The following is a 19,161-nucleotide window of genomic DNA, read 5'->3' as shown; positions in this document are numbered from 1 at the left end:
GACTACGAGCTGTTCCCTGGCAATCAAAACGATATGACCACAATGCTTCCCATGATGAAGAAGGCTGGCTTGAGGGATTCGTCAAATCCAGATGGAGAGCGCGTGGTCGTGGTGGCCGACAAGGGGCTTAACACCTCTGACAACATAGCAGCCTGCATACTCGACGGTAACGGGTTCGTCCTCTCGCAGTCCGTGCGCAGGGCGACCAAAAAGCTCAAAGACTGGGTGCTCGACGATGCCGGATATGTCGAGTCGGAGTCGGGCCGGTTCAAGGTCAAGAGCCGAATCTCTGGCAAGGCCGTCTACGTCGTGAATCCAGAAGGCAAAAAAGAGCGCGTCATGGTGCCAGTCAAGGAGGTCGCATTCTGGTCGCGTGACTTTTACGAGCGGGCGCGTCACGAACGCGCCAAAGTCATCGAGAAGTCGAGAGCCGCTATAGAGCGCGGCGACATGTCGGCGGCCGTGGTTCGCAGCTCGGCACGCTACGCCAAAGATGTGCCCGTGGTTAAAGAGACCGGTGAGAAGGCCAGTCACAACTGGGTTCTCGACGAAAAGAGGATCGCCGCCGACGCTGCTATGGACGGCTACTACTGCATCATTACCTCTGAGCAGGAGTGGGGCGAACATGAGATCATCGAGGCATATAGGGGGCTTTCCCGCATCGAGGACTCTTTCCGTGTGCTCAAGTCCACGATGGAGGCGCGGCCAGTCTATGTGTGGACGGAACCGCACATACGGGCGCACTTCCTTGTCTGCTACGTGGCGCTCACCATCATGCGGCTCATGCAGGCCGACGTGGAGCGCGCGACAGGGTCGCGCCCGTCGGCGCAGGCTGTCGCCGACGCGCTTGCCAACATAACGGGCCATCGCCTCGATACTAACGTCTATCACTTCGACTACCGCACTGATCTCACCGACGCGCTCTGCGACGTTGTCGGCATCGACCTGTCGCGCGAGGTCATGACCAAATCGCAGATGAGCAAGGTGATGTCGGTTGTGAAAAAACCGAGAGACTAGGCTGTTCCACTACAGAAAACGTCATGAGAAAAGAGGCCGTTTATCCAGGCCACATAGGGTAAACGACCTCTTTTTGCTGCAAAACTTGGGTGTTAGCACAACAGTCAAGGCGCAAGGAGCCGCTCCGGAAAAAGCTGCGGAATGCGAGGGCGAGCGCGAGGGGCGTCGCCTCGGGCGCGGGGCGGGCGGGTGCGGCGGGCGGAGCGGGCGACGCGGGCGGAGCAGGTGACGCAAGCACGCTCGGCGCGGGCGGGCGCGCGATGCAAGCGCCCCCTACTTGAACTCCACCACGTACAGGGCGTTGGTGGGGCCCATCGCCGACTTCCCTCCCCCGACGTCCTCGAGCGGGCTCGTGTGCGGGTCGCCCGCCGTGAGCACGCCGACGTCGCCCGCCTCCACCAGGCCGCAGGCCCGCACGGACTCGCGCGCCTGGTCGATCACGCGGCGCATGTCGCCCTGGGTGTCGCCGAGCAGCGCCGTCACGCCCCACGAGAGCTGGAGCTGGCGCATGACGCGCGGATGCGGCGTGACCGCGAAGATGGGCACGCGCGGGCGCAGGTTCGAGATGAGGCGCGGGGTGCGGCCCGACAGCGTGGGCGTCACGATGCACGCCGCGTTGAGCGCCTCCGCCGTGGTGACCGCGGCGATGCCCACGGCGAGCGAGGGCCGCGCGTGCGTGCGGCTGCGGTCAGGGAAGCACTCCTCGAACAGGTGCGCCTCGTTCTCGCGCGCGATGTGCGCCATGGCACGCACGGCGCGAACCGGGTGCGCGCCCACCGCCGTCTCGCCGGAGAGCATCACGCAGTCGGTGCCGTCGTAGATGGCGCCGGCCACGTCAGCCACCTCGGCGCGCGTGGGGCGCGGGTTGCGGATCATGGAGTCGAGCATCTGGGTGGCCGTGACAACCGGCTTGCTCTCGCGGTTGCACGCGCGGATGATCTGCTTCTGGATGTGGGGGATGCGCCACGCGGGCACCTCCACGCCCAAATCGCCGCGCGCGACCATGACGGCGTCGGCGGCCTCGATGATCTCGGCTGCGTTGCGCACCGCGTCGGCGTTCTCGATCTTGGCGACGATGCGGATGTCGCCCCCGCCATGCGCGGACAGAAACGCGCGCACCTCGCGCACGCCCGCGCCGTCGCGCACGAACGACGCCGCCACGTAGTCGAAGTCGTTCTCGATGCCGAAGAGGAGGTCGGCGCGGTCCTGGTCGGTAACGGCGGGCAGCGGCACACGCACGCCGGGGACGTTGACCGACTTGCGCTCGCCGAGCAGGCCCGCGTTCGCCACGCGGCAGACGATGTCATCGCCCTCCACGCGCTCGACGGAAAGCTCGATCAAGCCGTCGTCGAGGAGGATGGAAGAGCCCGCCTGCACGCACGAGGGAAGCACCGCGGCCGTCTGCGTGACGCGCTCCGACGTGCCCTGGCACTCCTTCGCGGTGAGCGTGAACAGCGCGCCCTCCTCGAGCGCCACGGGGCCGCCGCCTGCGAGCGTGCCGGTGCGGATCTCGGGGCCCTTGGTGTCGAGCAAGAGCGCGCACGGCACGCCGAGGCGCTCGCGCACGCGCTTGAGGCGGTCTATGCGCACCTGGTGCTCCGCATGGCTGCCGTGGCTGAAGTTCAGGCGCGCCACGTTCATGCCCGCCTCGATGAGCTCGACGAGCGTCTGCTCGTCGTCGACTGCCGGTCCTAGCGTGCAGATGATCTTCGTGCGCTTCTCCATGGGACGCTCCTCGGGCTCAAACGGGCTCAACGGGCTCGGAATAACCACTCGTCTCATGATAGCGTTATTCGGCTGCGGGAATCATACCGTTCTCTGCCAATTCCACGGGAAAGGGAGAAGAGATTGAAACAACCTACTGCTGCTCCTCGCGCAGCCAGAGGCCCGTCTTGCCGCCGTCCTTCTTCAGCAGGCGCACGTCTATGATCTCCATGCCGCGGTCGACCGCCTTGCACATGTCGTACACCGTGAGGCACGCCACGCTCGCCGCGGTGAGGGCCTCCATCTCGATGCCCGTCTTGCCGGTGACGCCGCAGGTGGTGGTCACGTGGATGCCCACGCGGCCGTCGACGCGCTCGCCGGCGAACACCGGCGTGCACTCCACCTTCGCCTTCGTGATGTTGAGCGGATGGCACATCGGGATGAGGTCGCTCGTGCGCTTGGCGGCCATGACGCCGGCCACGCGCGCGCAGGCCAGCACGTCGCCCTTCTTGGCCGTGCCGCCCGCGATCATCTCGAGCGTGGCGGCGTGCATGGCGATGAAGCCCTCGGCCACGGCCACGCGCTCGGTGTCGGCCTTCTGCGACACGTCCACCATGCGGACGTCGCCCTTCTCGTCGATATGGGTCAGATGCTGGTCAGTCATCGGTGTCTCCTTCGTAGGTGAATGCAGGCGGGGCAGGCGAAGCCGGGGCTACCCTCCGATTTGCGACATGCCGCGCTCGGTCCCCACCTTGTCGTGGTGGTCATCGGGCTTGGCGCCGAGCGCCTCGAACAGCACGGCGCGCACCGCGTCCTCGCCGCCCTCGCGCAGGGCCGTGCGCACGTCGTACTCCGTGTCGCTGAACAGGCACGGGCGGATCTTGCCGTCGGCCGTCAGGCGCAGGCGGTTGCACTCGCCGCAGAAGTGGCGGGACAGGGGCGAGATGAAGCCCACCGTGCCCTGCGCGCCCGGGAACTGGAAGTAGCGCGCCGGGCCCCAGCCGAGCGGGCGCCCGCTCCCCGCGTCCACGAGCTCCGGCAGGCCCTGCGCCCGCGCGCGCTCGTTGATGAGGGCGTAGAGCTCCTCGCTGGGGATGACGTCGTCCTTGCCCCAGCCGCAGCCGTCCGCGCCCGAGCTTTCGCCCACGGGCATGTACTCGATGAATCGCACGTGCAGCGGGCGGTCGACGGAGAGCTTGGCGTACTCGAGGAAGTCCTGGTCGAGGCTGCGCACCACCACCGCGTTGATCTTCACCGGGTTGAGTCCCGCCGCCAGCGCGGCCTCGATGCCCGCGAGCGCGTCGTCGAGGTTGCCGCAGCGCGTGACCATGCGGAACTGGTCGGCGTCGAGCGTGTCGAGCGAGATGTTCACGCGCGAGAGGCCCGCCGCCTTCAGGTCGTCCACCATGCGCGGCAGAAGCACGCCGTTGGTGGTCATGGACACGTTCTCGATGCCGGGGATCTTGGTGATGGCGTCCACCAGGTCGATCACGCCCTTGCGCACGAGCGGCTCGCCGCCCGTGAGGCGGATGCTCTTGATGCCGATGCCCGCAGCGATGCGCACGAGCTCCTCGATCTCCTCGATGCGCAGGATGTCCTCGTGCCTCAGCTGGCTCACGCCGCCTTCGGGCATGCAGTAGATGCAGCGGAAGTTGCAGCGATCCGTGAGCGATATGCGCAGGTAGTCGATGGTGCGGCCGTGTGAGTCCTTCAAGATGCTTCCCTTTCCGTTCTATCGCCGCCCATTATACATGAACGCGATTAGTTCTCACGCGGGATCATCCGCCACGGCCCGGGAGGACGAGGGGAAGCGCAGGCAGGCGGCGAAGGGGCGGAGGCGCCGCGGGGCGCTGGGGGCCGCATCGAGAGCCGACCTGAAAGATGGAGCAGCGATCCGAAAGCGAGCAGCGGGCAGCGGAGAGCACGTACGTCATCCCCGCCTCGAGACGCGAAAAGGACGAGGCTCGGCGCAGGAAGGCAAGGCGAAGCAGCACGTCAGATCAGGCGCACGCCTGCTTTCGCGCTCCTGCCGCGGCGCTGGATGTCAGCCAAGCTCGTCCTGAGCGCCAGCTTGCGCGCATCGTGGTCATCGAGCGACACCCGCATGCGAACGCCGAGCCGCCGCGCAATGCCCGAGGCGATCCGATCCATCTCGCGGAGAGACTTGAGCTCCGCGTTCGTCACCGTCACGACATCGTACCCCAGAGCCTTCAAGTCGTTTCGGCGACGAGAGTCGCGCACGAACCTCTCGTCCCCCGAATGCCACTCGTCGCTTTCGTACTCCAAGGCGAGGCGCGCGCCCCTCCAGAGCATGTCGGGGGTGATTGCCTCCCGATCGATCAGCTTCCTCTGAGATTCGGTGAGCACGATACGCTCATTCAGCGCGGGCTTCGGCAGGGCATATCCACCCATGCGCAGAGGAAGCGTGAGCATCATGTCGACGTCAGTCTCCCGAGGCGAGGCCGACCTCTCGGAAGCGCGACCACCAGCAGGCGCATCTCCCGAACGCCGCGCATGCCCGAGGCGCTTTTCGCAAAGCTACTCACCCGCGACAAATTCGTGATCGGCTGGCAGCCGCTGAATCCGCGCACGTCATTCTCGTTAAGCACGTAGCAGCCGCACAGCTCGTAGAGCAAGCGAAGGAGCTCGATCCTCGTCAGGCGCGCCGCCATCCTGAGCGCCAGATACTCGGGAGAAGCCACGTAAACGCCCTCATTGAGCCGGACGAAAGAGCCTGCTGGCAGGACGCCGCCGAAAACCCGATACGACACGTCGCAAGTCCTTCGAACGTCAGACGCACGCGCCACCAAAGCGCAAACCGGCTCGTCGGGCGCACGAAAATAGTCACACGCCGCCACTATGTCGCTTGGAGGCGGCGACCCTTCGGGAACGGCCTTCAGGCGCGCAGGGGCGAACTGGCTGAGCTGCGAACCGCTGCTCGCCCTCCAACGCCAGAACCACATCGCCGTGTCGTCTGTGAGCAATATCGCCATGAGGGCACTCTACTCCTCGCGAGCCACACGACGATGCAGAACTTCTCGGGATAGGATATCGCTATCGAAGCCCTGTGCGATTTCACGCCCCCGCGCAATTCGCATTCCTCTCCGCGCGCTCCGAGGACTCCGCGCCCCACACGGCTCGCAGATCTCCCCCTCGCAGCTTGCGGATCTCCCTGCGCAAAGCTGCGCCTAAGCCCGCGCCCACGCGATTTTCGGGCATCCCGCGCAACGCCGCATTCCAATCCGCGTGATTTTAAGCGCCCTAGGATGTGCGTGCAAAATTCCGGAGCGATTTTGGCAGAAATCTTCAGATATTGGTCAATCCAGGTGCTCCAAAAACCGCTCAGAGCCGCCATCGAACGCTTCGCGAGCAACGGTAGCAACAGCGACCAGGTGTTTTACACAAAGACACACTGTCGCAATCGGTCAAGCAACCTCTAACGCCCCGCGAAAAGACAAACAACTGCAGATTTCTGCCAAAAACGCCCGTGAAATCTGCACTGCCCGCAAAAATGCCGAAAAGAAACGGCGTCGCGAGCCCCCGCATGCCCTGGCACACCGCCCTGGCACACCGCCGCCGCCCGCCATGGGCGGGGCCGCGCCGAGAGCAGCTACTTCGTCACCAGGTAGATGCGGTCCTTCGGGATGTGGACCCAGACCTCGTCGCCGGCGTCGAGCAGCCGGGCCGGGTCGACGTCCACCTTCCCCACGCGCCAGAACATGTGCTGGTGCAGATACTTCATCTCGTCCTCGGTGTGCGCCACCGTGGGCACCGCCGACTCGTCGCGGTCGACGAACCCGAGGAGCAGCGTGCGCTCGAAGCGCGAGTCGCTCGCGCGGTCGACGCGCATGCGGTAGTTGTTCTCGCCCGGCCCCTCGGCGCGCTCGACGTAGCGCGCGCGCACGCCAAGGTACTTCACGTCGGCCGGCACCTCCTCGTCGGTGGCCACGCGCACGCCCCACTTCGGCAGCCACACGCAGTGGTCGCCCACGCGCTCGGCCGGCGTGGCGTTCTTGCAGCCCGACAGCTTCAGCGCCGCGGAGGACTGCGGGCGGTTCACCAGGTCATCGCCGGTGTCGATCTCGAGGATGTGCCCGGACTCCACCACCGCGATGCGGTCGCAGAAGCGCAGCGCCTCGTCGATGTCGTGGCTCACGTACAGGATGGTGCCGTCGAACGCGTCGAACAGGCTCACGAGGTTCTGCTCGAGCACGCCCTTGAGGTGCGCGTCGAGCGCCGAGAACGGCTCGTCGAGCATGAGGATGCCCGGGCGCGCCGCGAGCATGCGCGCGAGCGCCACGCGCTGCTGCTGGCCGCCGGAGAGCTGCGCGGGGTAGCGCGCGTCGAAGCCCTCCAGGCCGAAGCGCTTCAGCTCGCTCTGCACGATGGCGTCCGCGTCAGCCCTCGGCACGTCGCGCCCGATGCCCGCCGCCACGTTCTGCGCCACCGTGAGGTTCGGGAACAGCATGTAGTTCTGGAACAGCAACGCGGTCTTGCGCTGCTGCGGCGTGAGGTTGATCCGCTCCTCGGAGTCGAAGAACACCTGGCCGTTCACCACGATGCGCCCCTCGTCGGGCTTCTCGATGCCCGCGATGCAGCGCATGGTGAGGCTCTTCCCGCAGCCCGACGCGCCCAGAAAGCCGAGCGTCTCCGACCCGGCCTCGATCGACACGTCGAGCGTGAAGGACGGGAAGCTCTTCTTGATGCTGACCTCCAGGCTCATGCTAGTCCTCCTCGACGCGACGGCGGTACTTGGTGGTGCGCGCGCTCCACCAGTTGATGAACAGGATCACCACGAAGCTGAACGCGATGATGACGGCCGTCCAGAACCACGCCACCTCGCCGTTGCCGTTCATCCACTCGAAGTAGATGGCGATGGGGATGGTCCGCGTGACGCCGAGGTAGTTGCCCGCGAGGAACAGCGTGGCGCCGAACTCGCCGAGCGCGCGGGCGAACGCGAGCACCGTGCCGGCCGCGATCGAGCTCCACGACAGCGGCAGCATGAGCTTCACGAAGATGCGCGCGTTCGACCAGCCGAGCGTGCGCGCCGCGTCGAGCATGTTGGGGTCGAGGTTCTCGAACGCCCCGAGCGCGTTGCGGTACATCAGCGGGAACGCCACCACCACGGCCGCGATCACCGTGGCCGGCCAGCTGAAGATGAGCGGGAACCCCACGTCGATGAAGAACTGCCCGAACGGCGTGTTGCGCCCGCACAGCCACAGAAGCACGAAGCCGCACACCGTCGGCGGCAGCACCATGGGGATGGTGAAGATGGAGTCGCAGATGTTCTTGGCGCGGGCGGAGATGTTGAGGCAGAAGTACGCCGCCAGAAGGCCCAGCACGAAGATGATGACGATGGCCACGCCCGTGGTCTTGAGCGTCACCCACAAGGGGCTCCAGTCGAGCGCGGCAAGGAACTCGCCGGCGGCCGCGAGCCCCGTGGCCTTCTGCGCGATGCTCACGTCGGCGGGGCTGGCCAGGCGCGCGAAGTCGGCGAAGGAGGGCTTGGCGAAGAGGGGGTTCTCGCTGTCCGTGACGTCGGAGCCGTCGGCGCCGATCACGAACGCGTACACGTTGCCGTCGACCTGCTGGTCGAACTGGAAGCGCACGCCGTCCACGTCATAGGTCGTCTCCGCGGTGAAGTGCCAGGCGGGGACCTCCGCGAGCTCGAGCGAGCCCGCGGCGTGCTGCGCGTCGAGCGCGATGAGGCAGGACTTGAGGAGCTGCTGGTCCTGCTCGTCCGCCACGTCGACGCCGAGCGTCTGCGCGAGGGCGGCCGGCACGTAGGCCACCGCGTAGTCGCGCATCGCCACCACCTGGGCGAAGGCGCCCGCCTCCTGCCCCACCAGGTAGGAGTAGCCGCGGTAGGCGCCGTCGACGGGGCGGTTCGTGCCCTTCTGCGCGCGTGAGAAGTCGCTCATCGCGAAGCTTGCGCCCTGCGCGAGGGCCGCGTCGCCCTCCGCGCTCACCTCGACCTCGGCCGTGTCTGCGGCGGCCGAGCCTGCGGCGGCCGGCGCGCCCGCCTCGCCTCCCGACCGTTCGGCCTGCCCGTCCTGTTCGGCCGCAGCTGAGCTCGCAGCGGCAGCCGAGCCTGCGGCCGCAGCCGCCTCGTCGGCGTACGCCAGCGTCCCCGCCGAGAGCAGCCCCGCCGCCAGCGCCAACGCCAATGCCAGCGCCAGCGCAAGGCCCGCGATGAACGTTCTTTCGCGCATCATGTCCTTTCCCCTCGCCCCTCGAACTCACCCATTATATAAGAGAGGATGGACGCGCGCGCCCATCCTCTCTCGACTCAGCATGATCCCATGTGAGAACCACTGAGCCCTGCAGTCGGCCGTGCCAGCTGGCTACGCCAGCTCGAAGCCCCACTCGGCCCAGATCTTGGCAGCCTTCTCGCTGGTCAGGCACCAGTCGAGGAACTCGGCGGCCGCCTCGGCGTTCTTGGAGTCAGACGTGATGGCGCCGGGGTACACGATGTTCTTGTGCGTGTCGCCCGGCACCTCGCCCACGATCTCGACGCCGCCGAAGCGGTACACGTCGGAGGTGTACACGAAGGCAACGTCAACGTCGCCGGACTCGGCGTGCTTGCACACGTTGCCCACGGAGGTGTCGAGGACGGGGGTGTAGCCCTCGGCGAAGGAGCCGCCCTTGCCGGAGATGTCCTTGCCGGTCTTGCCAGCCTCGTCACCTGCAGGGACGTACACGCCCACCGTGGAGAGCGACTGGCAGGCGTAGTTGCCGGCCGGGACCGACTCGTCGCCCACGCAGAAGGTGTACTTGTGGTCAGCGATGTCCTGCAGGGTGACGTCCTTGAGGCCCGAGCCCTCCTTCGAGACCACGACCAGGTCGTTCACGAACATGTCAACGCGCGTGGACTTATCGACGTAGCCCTTCTCCACGGCGGTGTCCATGGAGCCCTTCGAGGCGGTGATGAGCAGGTCGGCGTAGGAGCCGGCGCCGAGCATCTCGTTGAGCTCGCCGGAGCCCTTGTACTGCGTGTCAAGGAAGGTCACGTTGTCATGGCCGTCCTCGACATAGGCCTTCTGAACGTCCTCCATAGCCTTCGACAGCGAGTTGGCGGCGAACACCTGCAGCTCGACGGGCTCGGCGGCCTGGGTGGCGGCAGAGCTGCTCGCGGAGCTGGCTGCGCTGCTCGAGGAGCTGGCCGCGTTGCTGCTCGAGCAGCCGAACAGGGCGAACGCGCCCACGAGCGACAGCGCGAGCACTGCCGCGGCTATCTTGCGAGTTTTCTTCATGTGACGATCCCTCCTTGACAAAGCAATAGATAAGCGCCTATGCGCTGATGAGTATATTATCCTTCCGATAATATATAGTCAATGAGAGATTATTACTTTTTAAGGATGATTGGCGCGAGCGGCTGTTTCGCCGCGCCTGCCCCGCCTTGGGGACGCGAAAGCGGAAGCGGTCGAGCGGGCGCGGCCTACCCCCACCTCGCGGACGCGACGCGCGAGGCCTTCCCCACCTCGCGGACGCGAAAGCGGAAGCTGCCGCGCGGCTGCGCCCGCCCCTACCCCACCTCGGGGGCGCGGCCCGTCTCGTAGATCGCGAGCAGCTGGGCCTCGGTGAGCACGGGCACGCCGAGGGCGACGGCCTTGTCGTACTTCGAGCCCGCGGCCTCGCCGGCCACCACGAAGCTCGTCTTCTTCGACACGCTGCCGCTCACCTTCGCGCCCATCGCCTTCAGGCGCGCGCCGGCCTCGTCACGCGTGAGGCCGCTCTCCGCGAGCGAGCCCGTGAGCACGAACGTGAGCCCCGCAAGCGTCTGGGGCACCTCCTCGCCGGGCGCCATCACCTCGTCGGCCATGGTCACGCCCGCCGCGCGCAGCCGCTCGATGACGGCCGCGTTGTCGGGCGTGCGCAGAAACACCCACACGCTGTGCGCGATCTTCGGACCGATGCCCTCGACCTCGGCGAGCTGCTCCTCCGTGGCCTGCGCGAGCGCGTCCATCGACGGGAAGGCCGCCGCGAGCGCCTCGGCCGTGGTCTTGCCCACGTGCCGCATGCCGATGCCGAACAGCACGCGCGCGAACGGGCGCGCCTTGCTCGCGGCGATGGCGCTGACGAGCTTCGCCGCCACCGTGTGCCCGAGCCGGATGGGCTCGCCGTCCTTGTTCACGCGGCCCATGTCGAGGCTGGCGAGCTCCGCCTCCCCGAGCGAGTAGTAGTCCGCCACGTCGGTCACGCGACCCGACTCCACGAGCCGGCTCACGATCTCCTCGCCCATGCCGTCGATATCGAGCGCGCCGCGGCTCGCCCAATGCAGCAGGCGCTCGAGCGCCTGCGCGGGGCAGTCGATGGAGATGCAGCGGAAGGCCACCTCCCCCTCCTCGCGGATGACGGGGCTCGAGCAGCTCGGGCACGCCGCGGGCATCTCCCACGCCTGCGCGCCGTCCGGGCGCAGCGAGGCCACCGGCCCGAGCACCTCGGGGATCACGTCGCCCGCCTTGCGCACGATCACCGTGTCGCCCACGCGCACGTCCTTGCGGTGCACCTCGTCGAGGTTGTGCAGCGTGGCGCGCGCCACCGTGGAACCCGCCACCACCACGGGCTCAAGCTCGGCCACGGGCGTGAGCACGCCCGTACGGCCCACCTGCACGGTGATGTCACGCAGAAGCGTGGTCTTCTCCTCGGGCGGGAACTTGAACGCGATGGCCCAGCGCGGCGCGCGCGCCGTGAAGCCGAGCGCCTCCTGCTGCGCGAACGAGTTCACCTTCACCACCACGCCGTCGATCTCGTAGGGCAGCTGGTCGCGCCGCTCGACGGCGCGCTCGCAGAACGCGCGCACCTCCTCGCGCGTGGTGCAGCGCGCCACGTCGGGGTTCACATGGAAGCCCGCCTCGCGCAGCCACTGGAGGAGCTCCCACTGGCCGGGCAGGTTGAGCGCGGCCTCGTCGGCGATGGCGTACATGAAGGTGGACAGGTCGCGCGAGGCCGTGACGTGCGGGTCCTTCTGGCGCAGCGAGCCGGCGGCGGCGTTGCGGGGGTTGGCGAAGGGCGCGCGCCCGCTCGCCTCGGCGGCGGCGTTCAGGGAGTCGAAGCTGAACTTCGGCATGTACACCTCGCCGCGCAGCTCGAGCGGCTCGTCGGCGGGAGCGGTCCCAGCGGCGGCGGCCGCGGCGTCGGGGCCGGCCGCGTCAGCCCTGGCGGCAGCATTCCCGCCGGCCTGCGCCCCACGCGCCCCGCGCACGGCCTTGAGCGCGCAGGCGCGCAGGCGCAGCGGCACGTCCTTCACCGTGCGCATGTTGGCCGTCACGTCCTCGCCCGTGGTGCCGTCGCCGCGCGTGGCGGCGCGCACGAGCGCCCCGCCGGAGGCAACGTCGTAGGAAAGCGCGATGGACGAGCCGTCGATCTTGAGCTCGCAGCACAGAGGCGGCAGGCTGCCGTAGGCTTCCACGATGCGGTCCATCCACGCGTCGAGCTCGCCGAGGTCCATGGCGTTGTCGAGCGAGTACATGCGCCGCGCGTGGCGCACGGGCGCGAACTGCTCGCCGACGTAGCCGCCGACGCGCTGCGTGGGGCTCGACGGGTCGACGAGCTCGGGATGCGCCGCCTCGATCTCGCGCAGCTCGCGCATGAGCGAGTCGAACGCGGCGTCCGAGATCTCGGGCGCGTCGAGCGCGTAGTAGCAGTAGGTGTGGTGCTCGATCTCGCGGCGCAGCGCCTCGGCGCGCGCGGCCGGGTCGGTGGCCGCAGCCGCGAGCGCCTTCTCGTCGAAGAGGCTTTCCTGGTCGCCCGTTCCCCTCGCCTGCGCCTGACCGTTGCCCATGATGCACCCTTCCCTTCGCGTAAAAAGAGCCTGGCTCGCATCTGCCCCAGGCTCTTGGTTCTCATCTGCGTATGTTATCACGTCAGCGCGCGAAACCTCACACGTAAGGCACGTTCGTCGGCGCGATGAGGCCGAAGGTGGCCATGGTCACGCCGCGCATCGCGAGGAACACGCCGAGGAAGACGGCGAAGGCGACGGGGAGGAAGACGAACATGATCCCGCACAGCACCGACACGATGCCGTTGGCGAGCATGAGGCCCCAGCCCGGGCCCACCTTGCGCAGGCGCACAGCCGACACGATGGCGATGACGCCGTAGCCTATCACGAACGCGCCGGCGACCCACGGGATGACCGCCGCCGTGATGATCGGGTGGAGCAAGAACATCGCGCCGAGCACGAGGTTGCACAGCGCGTTCACGAGCGCCCAGCCCGAATGCTCCATCTTCTTGCGGAAGCGCACGTAGGCGACCATGTCGAACACGCCCGCAATCAGCATCATCACGCCTACGAACGCGGCGATCGTCACCAGCGTGAGGCCCGGCCAGAAAGCCACGATGAGACCCGCGATGAAGAGCGCGACGCCCGAGAAGAACAACCCCCAGTCGCGCTTGCCCTTGGTGCCGCGACCGCCCGAGCCAGAGCCGCCCGAGTGCGCATGGCGACGCGTCGCGCGGCGGCTCGCCGAGCCTCGAGAGCCCGAGCCCCCGCCCGTCGCCGCTGCGTATATGCGCTGCGCAGCGGCCTCCTCGTGCATGCCGCTCGCCGCAGCCCATCCTTGCAAGCCGTTCGCAACCGTTGTACTCATGCCAGCACACTCCTTCCAAAGCACCCGCGTCATCCTCGAAAACTCCTAAAAACCACCATCGTCATTGTCACCCAACCGAGGGGCCGCGAGCGCGAGAGAATGTGAAAAGCAGGTAAAAAAGTACCCGCCCGCAACCCGCTGGTTGCAAAAGCGGTCGAAGCACCCCTCCTCAGCCGACGCCCCGCACCGCCTGCGGGATCGCCTCGATCACGTCCTCGGGGGTCACGCATATGTCGGTGAGCTCCGCAGCGGCGGCGCGGCCCGCCTCGGCGTGCAGCGTCACGCCGAGCACGCAGGCGTCGACGGCGCGCAGCCCCTGGGCGAGCAGCGCCCCCACCATGCCCGCGAGCACATCCCCCGTGCCCGCCTTCGCGAGCGCCGGCGTGCCCTGGCGCACGGCCACGACCTGCGCGCCGTCGGACACGAACGTGTCGGGGCCCTTGAGCGCGACCACGCAGCGCCAGGCACGCGCGAGCTCGCACGCGAGCGCTGCGGGCTCGAGCGCCTGATCCACCTGCACCGCGCGCGCCAGGCGCGCCGCCTCTCCCCCGTGCGGCGTCACCACGAGAGGGAGGGCGCGCTGCGCGCGCTCGTGTGCCGCCGCAAGCCCCGCGTCAGTCGCGAGGATGGAGAGCGCCCCGCCGTCGACGAGCACGGGGGCCTCCACCTGCATGAGCGCGCGCAGCACGAGGTCGGCCTCGACGGCGCCGGAGGCGTCGAAGCCCGGTCCAACCACGCAGGCGCACGGACGACCCTCACGTGGCGCGATCTCGCCGAATCCTTCCCAGGTGTCCCAAGAACGTACCACCAACGATGGACGGCTCGCACGCACCGCGCTCACGCTCTCGGGCGCACACGCCACCTCCACGTACCCAGCGCCCATGCGCTGGGCGGCTAGGGCTGCCAGGGACGCCGCGCCTGAATATAACGCCGAACCTGCCACCAGCGTGAGCTTCCCGCGTGTATACTTGTTTGTATCACGTGCCGGCCATGGCAGAAGCGCCGCCAACCGCCCGCCGTCGTATTCGGAAACCTTGAAGACCCCCGAAGCGCCCATCGCATCTCCCTTCTCCCCGTCTTCATGCGCCGATGGTACCACAGCATCACCAGGCAGAAGCAAAGTCAACCATGAGAGCGAGGACGAGCCATGACCCCCAGCGAGACGTCCCATCTGCACGCCATCGACCGCATCAACATCGACGACCATGCCGCCAACGCCGCGGCGGGCGGCGTGGCGAACGGCCTCACCGCCAGCGACACGGCGGGCAGCAGCGCGGCGAGCACCAACCATGCCAACAGAGGCGCGGCTGACAGCGCAGCAAACGGCGCGGACGGCAGCGCCACGAGCACCGCCAACGCCGCTCGCAACGCGCCCCGATTAGAAACCATCGACCGCATAAACGCCACGCGCGATGACCTCGAGGGCCTCGCCGCCCTCGCCATGGCGCTCGGGGCGAGCGAGATGCACGCGCCCGAGGCCTTGAGCTTCATCGCACGCACGCTCGAGCGCTGCGCCCTCGAGCTCAACGGCGTCAGAGACGCGCTCGGCGGCGGCGGGATGGCACCACATCCTTGAGCTTAGGCGACGAGCCCCTGCGTTCAAGACGACGGGGACAAGCCCGCCCCTTCCGCAAAAGGCGCCTTTGAGTTTACAGCCTGCTTGAGGCTTTGCGCCCCTGGCCCATCGGGCCTGCATCACGTACCGCACGCCGCCGACCCCGCATCACGCAGCCGCACACCGCCCGCCCCACGTCAGAGCTCTTGCGCACGATAAAATGTTGTATGTAGTCCGTTGTTGTATATATAACAAACACTTTATTCTGCCTGCATGTCTAGCTCTCTGCAAATACAAGTGGGCCACCGCATCAAGAACCTGCGGGAGGCCGAAGGCGTCAGCCAGGAGACCTTTGCGCTCCGGATCGGCATGGACCGTTCTTACCTGGCCTCCATCGAGACGGGCCGGCGCAACCTCACGCTGCAGAACCTCGCCAAGATCGCGCAGGGCTTCGGAATGACCCTCTCCCAGTTCCTCGAGGGCATCGGCTGACGCTGTCGGGCCGAGAACCACCTATTCTTTTGACAGAAGCAGCATCCGCATAATCATCCTATGCCGACCGCTAATCTTAGACAGACAGCACAGAAGCAATAGGTACAGGGCCAACCCAAAAACCATAAGAGCCAATAGCAAGCAAATGCCCTGCAGCGGGACAATGAGCCTGATTGTCGCCATCAAGGCAAACATGAGAAACCCTATTGCAAAATACGGAGCAGAATCGATTGCGTACTGGCAAAGAGGAAGCCTGCGCCTCGAAGAAAACGTCAGCATTGCCGCGACAATGAGCTCTGTCACAATTGTCACGAGCGCCGCACCTCGCGCTCCCCAAAGCGGAATGGCGAAGTAATTTGCCGAGAGGTTGAATACAGCTCCGGCAACAACTGACGCAATGTACTGTCTATCCATCTTTTTAGGAATCAGGTATTGCTCCCTGAGCACCGAAGCCCAAGCTATCATTGGAACAGTGACGCTGAGCAAGCGCAACAGCACGCCCGTCTCTTCATAAGCAGCGCCGAAATAGATGACGGAAAACAAGTCGCCCACGGCAAGTATCCCAAACATGAGACAGCTGGAAATGATCATGGACAGCGACATCGTCTGTCGAAGGATGCTTATCCCCCGCCGCTCGTTGCCAAAAGAGATCAGATAAGCCATGCGCGGAAGCATGACCGCGCCCAATGCGCTGATTATCCCCAGGGGAACCATGACAATCTTGTCGGCGCAGTCAAAAAAGCCCAGCTGGGCGCTGTCGGACAGCATCCCAATAAGGACCTTGTCGAACACGCGGTAGATGCTTGTCGCCGCCAGAGGAAGGAAGAGAAGAACATTTGGAAGAAAATGACGAGCAATCGCCCTCAGGCTTGTTGGCCGAACGAAGCCGCTAATGTGGCGCCTTAGGCATGGCCAGAGCAGCAGCTGAGTCGTCAAATAGCCTAGCGCCATGATAAGCGCATACAAATAAACGTCTTCCTCGTTTTTAACAAACGCAAAAATGCAGACCGCTGTGGCAATTTTGACAATCGAATTTCTCACCACGGTTGTTTTGAAGTCTTCATCACCCCTGAACAGCCACGAGACGTCCAATGCCGTAGACAGCACGTAGGGAATCCAGATATATGCAAGCACACTTGAGGTTGCAGCCGAATACGCCAGATAAAGCAACATGACAACTGCTCCAGTAATCAGCTGAACTGACATCAGCTCCCAAAACAGCTTGTTCTTGTCGTGCTCGGACTCCCTTTTTGCCGCAATGCTTCGCGTGCCATAGCGAAGCATTCCAAGTGTCGCAAACATGCCGAAATAGTATGCGATGTTGTACGAATAGGAATAGTCGCCCATTCCCGTTGGGCCCAGAATTCGAGATAGGTACGGCGCGGTAATCAAAGGTATGGCGAATGCCAGCACCTCATATATCAAGCTATACAGGAAATTGTTTTTAACGCTTGTCATTCGAACGTTTCGTTTCCGCAAGTGCACTCAGAATACGCATGGCCCCCATTCGGTATGCTATGCTTTTCGCCCCCTCGACCGCATAATCGACAAAGCCAATCCCAAGATACTTTTTTGCCGCAAAGGCTAATGACCTTTGTCGGACCGCTTCATAAAAATCGTCCCCATGTGAATGGGAAGGCGTGCATAAGTCGATCATTTTTCCATGCAGTCGCTCGCATTTCAGCCTGTCAACTTGCTCGAAAAGCGCAGAGGACCCGTCGAGCGACTTCACCAATTCCATACCTTTTTCAGTGCTCACGATTACGCTCGTATAGCCACGGTCGTCATCGTGCTTCCCAGCTAGCTCACGATAGCTCCCGCAATCGAATAGCGTTAAGTCCGAATAGCGCCTCCTTCCTTTGAACCTGCAGGCATAGCACGCTTTCCTATGTGCTATGCCCGAGAAGAAGGCCCTCAGATACGGATCAACCCTTCCGCTCTTGCTGTAGACGCCCTTCTCATCCTGAATCCTCATCGTACTCATGTGGTACCCGTACGTTTTATTTCGAAACCGAATGTCCCGAATGCGGCCAAACCTCTGCTCCGAAAGGTACGCCTCCCAAAGCATGGGGGAAGCCACCCCATGACAAACGAGGTCAACAAGAACAAGATCGTCTGCTGAGGGGAATTCCTTTTTTACCGCTGCCGTCTGACAGGGCAGGCCAAAAAACACAACGGGAGTCTTGGAGGCGATATCTTCGGCAATCGAAGAGAAGACGTCGTTTGAGATCAGGCTGCTCTGCACGTATTTTGAGCCCACGCACTCGGCAGCCTCTTCTTCAGAGCAGCACCTCACATGCTCGACCGCCCACGTCCCTGAAAAGGCAGCCCCGTACGAAACGCCACCTTTGCGCGTTGCCGACCCGGAGATGGGAAGATGCATGCCGCCCGCCGTCGCCCGCTCAAGATTCGCGTCATTGACTGACCTTGCCGCAAATGCCAGGTCTAAGAATTCCGAGGCAGGCGGATGTATGGAGGGGCATTTCAGAAGGCACTTTCCGCATTGAACGCAGGAGTCACCCACCAGCGGAACAAGAAATCCCCTCTCGTTCGGAACCAAGGAGATGCAGTTCACAGGGCAGACGTACGCGCAGAGGCCGCAGCCGGAGCATCTGCATTCGTCCATCGTGGAAACGTTATTGCAGTCCATGCAGAGCGTCCTCCAAAAATCCCATCGACTCATTGCGCCATTTCGCCAGCCTGTTGTCGATGCTCGAGTAGTCAAGGTCAAGGCCGAGAAAGTGCCCCAGATCCTCTTCCTGCATTAAGCAGCCGTTTATGCTCAGCTTCGAGAACAGGCTGTCTATTCTTGTGTTTCTGCTGTTGGCGCCAGCTTTGTCCCTATAGAACGTAGCAAAATGCTTGCGGTGCAAAACGGAAAGCGCGGTTCCGTGGAACGAGTCCGTTAAAACAAATCGTGCATGCCGAATAAGATTGACAAAGTCATCGGGATCAGCTGAGAACATATCGTAATCATCAATCTTTTCGTCGTCTTCAAGGCGGTATCTCCAGTCCCTGAGCATGACAACCGAAAGGCCCGTCTCTTCTTTCAGCGCCTTGCACATGCGCCGAGCATGCTGGTTCGTCCCCAGAAAATAGCAGAGTATGTACTCTTCGCTTACTATCCGATTGTCCGGAACAATATCGTGCCATGCGTCGGCATCAAACAACATGGTAGGATCCAACACCCATTGAGCCTCTTTGCTCCCCTGGGTCACCTCGTGCACGATATCCGCGCCACTCGCTTCCCTTACGCTCAGATGATCTATGCTGGACAAGAACTTCTTCGCACGCCCGAAAGACGCCTTGGGCATGGCGGAAATCCCAAAGCTTGTCGCATATGAAATGCGCTTGATTCCCGGAAGCGCAAATTCCAGGGTGTAATAGCCCGAGCTGTATCCAGAGGGAAGCCAAAGCTGATCGCTGCCCACCATGACAGCCGAGTAGCGCGAAGATCCTCGAATAAGCTCTTCATATCCGCAGAATACGGGGCTCAGCTCAGTAAAGCGCCTTTTGCCATAGTCGTCGAACGAGGCAGCGCGCCTGCTCTGCCTCGCAGCCTCTTCGGGGTGCCGGCTTAGATACAGCCTCCACCTTGCATCTGCCATCAAGCCGGACCAGGCATCCATGGATGTGGTCTTCTTCAACAGCTGAAGAAAGCGCGAAGCCGAGTGATCCTTCTCGTATCGAATCAGCTCATAGTCTATCGACAACGACTTTAATGCCTCGCACGTTGCCAAGGCCTGCAGCATACTCCCGTAATTGTGATTGCCATAGCAAGCGCACAGTCCGACTTTAGGCATG

17 protein-coding genes are annotated in these 19,161 nt (G+C 64.6%); 3 read left to right on the top strand and 14 right to left on the bottom strand.

The features are described from left to right. On the top strand, positions 1-1,017 hold a 1,017-nt coding region (locus tag G7Y49_RS05500; protein ID WP_165171865.1), incomplete at its 5' end, for an IS1634 family transposase. A 273-nt stretch (positions 1,018-1,290) separates the two neighbouring features. Here the strand turns inward: G7Y49_RS05500 and pyk are convergent. The 11 genes from pyk to G7Y49_RS05445 all read right to left on the bottom strand — a co-directional run bounded on the left by pyk (position 1,291) and on the right by G7Y49_RS05445 (position 14,367). After that, positions 1,291-2,742: a pyruvate kinase gene (gene pyk / locus G7Y49_RS05495; RefSeq protein WP_165171862.1), complete on the bottom strand. Its 1,452-nt coding sequence runs from the start codon at positions 2,740-2,742 to the stop codon at positions 1,291-1,293. Between the two features lie 133 nt (positions 2,743-2,875). Continuing rightward, a complete protein-coding gene (moaC, locus tag G7Y49_RS05490) occupies positions 2,876-3,385 on the bottom strand; it encodes a cyclic pyranopterin monophosphate synthase MoaC (RefSeq protein ID WP_165171860.1) in 510 nt (169 codons plus the stop codon). A 48-nt stretch (positions 3,386-3,433) separates the two neighbouring features. Further along, entirely contained in the window at positions 3,434-4,435 is a 1,002-nt protein-coding gene (gene moaA / locus G7Y49_RS05485; protein ID WP_165171858.1) for a GTP 3',8-cyclase MoaA, read from the bottom strand. Between the two features lie 281 nt (positions 4,436-4,716). After that, complete coding sequence (locus G7Y49_RS05480) at positions 4,717-5,088, bottom strand: hypothetical protein (RefSeq protein ID WP_165171856.1); 372 nt, start codon at positions 5,086-5,088, stop codon at positions 4,717-4,719. Between the two features lie 65 nt (positions 5,089-5,153). After that, positions 5,154-5,714, bottom strand: coding sequence for a hypothetical protein (locus G7Y49_RS05475; protein WP_165171854.1), 561 nt, complete (start codon positions 5,712-5,714; stop codon positions 5,154-5,156). A gap of 617 nt (positions 5,715-6,331) precedes the next feature. Beyond that, a complete protein-coding gene (locus G7Y49_RS05470) occupies positions 6,332-7,444 on the bottom strand; it encodes a sulfate/molybdate ABC transporter ATP-binding protein (RefSeq protein WP_165171852.1) in 1,113 nt (370 codons plus the stop codon). Between the two features lies 1 nt (position 7,445). Continuing rightward, a complete protein-coding gene (gene modB, locus G7Y49_RS05465; protein ID WP_241157273.1) occupies positions 7,446-8,936 on the bottom strand; it encodes a molybdate ABC transporter permease subunit in 1,491 nt (496 codons plus the stop codon). Between the two features lie 129 nt (positions 8,937-9,065). After that, entirely contained in the window at positions 9,066-9,974 is a 909-nt protein-coding gene (locus G7Y49_RS05460; RefSeq protein WP_165171850.1) for an extracellular solute-binding protein, read from the bottom strand. A 272-nt stretch (positions 9,975-10,246) separates the two neighbouring features. Continuing rightward, a complete protein-coding gene (gene ligA / locus G7Y49_RS05455) occupies positions 10,247-12,505 on the bottom strand; it encodes an NAD-dependent DNA ligase LigA (protein WP_165171848.1) in 2,259 nt (752 codons plus the stop codon). 97 nt (positions 12,506-12,602) lie between these two features. Then, complete coding sequence (locus G7Y49_RS05450; RefSeq protein ID WP_241157272.1) at positions 12,603-13,310, bottom strand: HdeD family acid-resistance protein; 708 nt, start codon at positions 13,308-13,310, stop codon at positions 12,603-12,605. A 169-nt stretch (positions 13,311-13,479) separates the two neighbouring features. Next, positions 13,480-14,367 carry an NAD(P)H-hydrate dehydratase gene (locus tag G7Y49_RS05445; protein ID WP_165171846.1) on the bottom strand — a complete coding sequence of 296 codons (888 nt, stop codon included), beginning with the start codon at positions 14,365-14,367 and terminating at the stop codon, positions 13,480-13,482. 90 nt (positions 14,368-14,457) lie between these two features. Between G7Y49_RS05445 and G7Y49_RS05440 the strand changes: the two genes are divergently transcribed. Together G7Y49_RS05440 and G7Y49_RS05435 are read left to right on the top strand one after the other, a co-directional pair. After that, entirely contained in the window at positions 14,458-14,886 is a 429-nt protein-coding gene (locus tag G7Y49_RS05440) for a hypothetical protein (RefSeq protein ID WP_165171844.1), read from the top strand. Positions 14,887-15,138: 252 nt separating this feature from the next. Next, entirely contained in the window at positions 15,139-15,357 is a 219-nt protein-coding gene (locus G7Y49_RS05435; RefSeq protein ID WP_165171842.1) for a helix-turn-helix domain-containing protein, read from the top strand. A gap of 21 nt (positions 15,358-15,378) precedes the next feature. Here the strand turns inward: G7Y49_RS05435 and G7Y49_RS05430 are convergent, their stop codons facing one another. The 3 genes from G7Y49_RS05430 to G7Y49_RS05420 are packed head-to-tail and all read right to left on the bottom strand — an operon-like array spanning position 15,379 to position 19,160. Beyond that, positions 15,379-16,815 carry an oligosaccharide flippase family protein gene (locus G7Y49_RS05430; RefSeq protein ID WP_165171840.1) on the bottom strand — a complete coding sequence of 479 codons (1,437 nt, stop codon included), beginning with the start codon at positions 16,813-16,815 and terminating at the stop codon, positions 15,379-15,381. Continuing rightward, positions 16,802-18,007: a Coenzyme F420 hydrogenase/dehydrogenase, beta subunit C-terminal domain gene (locus G7Y49_RS05425; protein WP_165171838.1), complete on the bottom strand. Its 1,206-nt coding sequence runs from the start codon at positions 18,005-18,007 to the stop codon at positions 16,802-16,804. Before G7Y49_RS05425 ends, G7Y49_RS05430 begins: the two co-directional genes overlap by 14 nt. Further along, positions 17,994-19,160: a polysaccharide pyruvyl transferase family protein gene (locus G7Y49_RS05420; RefSeq protein ID WP_165171836.1), complete on the bottom strand. Its 1,167-nt coding sequence runs from the start codon at positions 19,158-19,160 to the stop codon at positions 17,994-17,996. Before G7Y49_RS05420 ends, G7Y49_RS05425 begins: the two co-directional genes overlap by 14 nt. Position 19,161: the final 1 nt, after the last annotated feature.

Origin of the sequence: Adlercreutzia sp. ZJ242 (assembly GCF_011038995.1) — a bacterium.
GTDB lineage: Bacteria > Actinomycetota > Coriobacteriia > Coriobacteriales > Eggerthellaceae > CAAEEV01.
The sequence above is the reverse complement of the archived record's forward strand: the minus strand, read 5'-3'. Positions and strand labels throughout refer to the sequence as shown.